This is a genomic window from Corallococcus sp. CA047B (assembly GCF_003612065.1).
GTDB classification, from domain to species: Bacteria; Myxococcota; Myxococcia; order Myxococcales; family Myxococcaceae; genus Corallococcus; species Corallococcus praedator.
The window spans coordinates 1-2,205 of sequence record NZ_RAWD01000599.1 but is presented as its reverse complement, the minus strand read 5'-3'; the positions used below and the strand labels follow the sequence as shown (position 1 = coordinate 2,205).

Below are 2,205 nucleotides of genomic sequence, written 5' to 3'. Positions count from 1 at the left end.
TGTCAACGCAATGCCCCATCGTCCCGCCGTCCGGGGGTCAGTCCGGAGGGGCCAGCCGGGCGTTGGCGTCCCTCAGCCGCGCGGAGAGGTTGCGCGCGATGTTCACGACGATGAAGGTGAAGCCCTCCGCGTGAGCAAGTCGGAAGGTGCGTAAATCCTGTGCGGTGAGCTGGAGCAGCTCCACCTCGCCCAGGGCGCGCACGGTGGCGGAGCGGTGGTCCTTGTCGATGAGGCCCATCTCCCCGAAGAACTCCGGGGGGCCCAGGACGGTGAGCGGCTTCGTCCCGTTGCCGTTCCCCCGGCGCACCACCTCCACCTGGCCGCGCACGATGACGAAGAGGCTGTCGCCCAGGTCGCCCTCCTCGAACACCACCTCGCCGTCCGCGTACCGGTACAGCCGCGCCAGCTCCGCCAGCCGCGCCAGTTCCGGGGGCGCGAGCATCTCGAAGAGGGGGGATGTGGCGATGACGGCCAGCTTCTCCATGTGCTCCCCGCGGGTCCGGCGTATCCGGAGGGTCCGGACGGTCGAGCCTAATCTCCTGACGAGAAGATGAACGGGTAGGAGACGGGGACGTCGTCGCTCGGTTTGAAAGGAAACGTCCAACTGCGGATGGTGGTGACGATGCAACTGCTGACGCCCTCGGAGCGCAGGGTGCTTTCATCCACCTCGATGTTGTCCGCGCGACCGTTGGGCTTGAGGTTGAAGCGGACCATGACCCGGCCCTTGAGGGTGGGGTCCCGCTTGAGTTCCTTCTCGTAGCAGCGCTGGATGGACGCCTTCATGCGCTGGATGAAGCGCGCCATGTCCTTGGGGCTGACCTCGGAGCTGTCCACCTCCGCGGCCGCGTCCGCCACCTGGGGCGCCTTGACGGTCTGCCGGGTGCCGGTGTCCACCTTGCCGGCGCCCTGGGTGACCTGGGCGCCGATGCCCGCGGCCTTGCCACCGGTGTCACCCTGGGGGTTGGCGATGCCGTTGCCGCCGCCCGAGCCCACGGCGAGCGCGCCGCCGCCGGTCTGCGCGCCGGCGAGCGCATCCGCCACGCTGGTACCGCCCATGCTCTCGCCGAGCACGTTCTCCAGGGCACCGCCTTCGCCCTTGCTGCCAAGAATCTTGAGCAGGCCCGTGCCTGCCACCCGGTTCACCAACTGCTGACGCTGCTCCGCCGTGCTGGCCGCGGGCGTCGGCGTGGTGGCCGCGGTGGCGGTCTTCTTCGGCGGGGCCTTGGTGTCATCCGGCTTCTTGTCCGGGGACGTGCCGGTGTCCTTCGGCTCCTCCTTCACCGGGGCCTGCGGCGGGATGAAGGCGCGCACGAAGCGGTCTTCCAACTGCTCCAGTTCGACCTCCGCCTCCACCGGCGTGGGCCGGGTGACGATGAGCGCGACGCTGAGCACGTAGAGCACCAGCATCGCCGCGAGGATGAGGAAGAAGAGCTGGTCCAGGGTGCGCCACGAGCTGGACTTCAGCTCCGGCGGGAGTGCGGGCTTCGAGCCCTCCGGGGGGGCGGGGACGAAGTGGAAGAAGAGCGTGGCGTCGGGCAGCTCCACCTTGCCGCGGGCGCTCTCCTGCAGGGGGAGATCGAAGGTGTCGTCCTCGCGGCGCGTGGCGAGGCCCTGGGTGCGAAGCGCGTCGAAGTCCACGTCCGACGAGCCCAGGTTGACGCGGCCCTGCATGTGCTCGTCGATGATGAGGTGGAACTGGTTGGCGCGGTTCTCCAGCACCTTGAAGCGCCCGGGGCGCTCCTGCGCCGCGGGCAGGACGATGGTGTTGCGGGCGTCATCGCCGATGGTGACGGAGTCGTGGAGGACGTGATGCTCCTCGACGATGCGGCCATCCTGGATGACGCCGACGCGCAGCAGCTTGTGGGCGGTTTGAAGGGCCATGGCGCTAGAAGGGGTCCTGATCCACGCTCTGGACCACCTTGGGCACGAAGCTCTCGGTGCGGTTCAGGTCGTCGAAGCTCGGTTTGGAGCGGTCGAGAAAATAGAAGGCTTCCGGCTTCTGGATGCGGCCCTCGACGGTGATGGCCTCCAGTTGGATGGCCTTGGGCGCCTTCTTGGTCGTGGCGGGGGTCGCGCTGTCCGCGGACTTCGGGGCGGGCGCGGGGTCCTCCGCCCGGGACGGACGGGCGGCGACGAGCAGGAGGAGCAGGAGGGCGGGGCGCATGGGCGTGTCTACGGGACTTCGGAGGGCACCTTAGCCGAGGC

3 protein-coding genes are annotated in these 2,205 nt (G+C 69.1%); all 3 read right to left on the bottom strand.

Translation table 11 applies throughout. The annotated features are described in order from the left end of the window. Positions 1 to 37: 37 nt before the first annotated feature. The 3 genes from D7X74_RS41410 to D7X74_RS41400 are packed head-to-tail and all read right to left on the bottom strand — an operon-like array spanning position 38 to position 2,164. Complete coding sequence (locus D7X74_RS41410; RefSeq protein WP_120538407.1) at positions 38 to 484, bottom strand: cyclic nucleotide-binding domain-containing protein; 447 nt, start codon at positions 482 to 484, stop codon at positions 38 to 40. 47 nt (positions 485 to 531) lie between these two features. Beyond that, positions 532 to 1,881 (bottom strand): AgmX/PglI C-terminal domain-containing protein, encoded by a 1,350-nt coding sequence (locus D7X74_RS41405; protein WP_120538406.1) that lies wholly within the window; start codon positions 1,879 to 1,881, stop codon positions 532 to 534. A gap of 4 nt (positions 1,882 to 1,885) precedes the next feature. Further along, a complete protein-coding gene (locus D7X74_RS41400) occupies positions 1,886 to 2,164 on the bottom strand; it encodes a hypothetical protein (protein ID WP_120538405.1) in 279 nt (92 codons plus the stop codon). Positions 2,165 to 2,205: the final 41 nt, after the last annotated feature.

Excerpts from the sequence above, each read along its gene's own strand:
- D7X74_RS41410 (WP_120538407.1), bottom strand. The coding sequence starts at position 484 with ATGGAGAAGCTGGCCGTCATCGCCACATCCCCCCTCTTCGAGATGCTC.
- D7X74_RS41405 (WP_120538406.1), bottom strand. The coding sequence starts at position 1,881 with ATGGCCCTTCAAACCGCCCACAAGCTGCTGCGCGTCGGCGTCATCCAG.
- D7X74_RS41400 (WP_120538405.1), bottom strand. The coding sequence starts at position 2,164 with ATGCGCCCCGCCCTCCTGCTCCTCCTGCTCGTCGCCGCCCGTCCGTCC.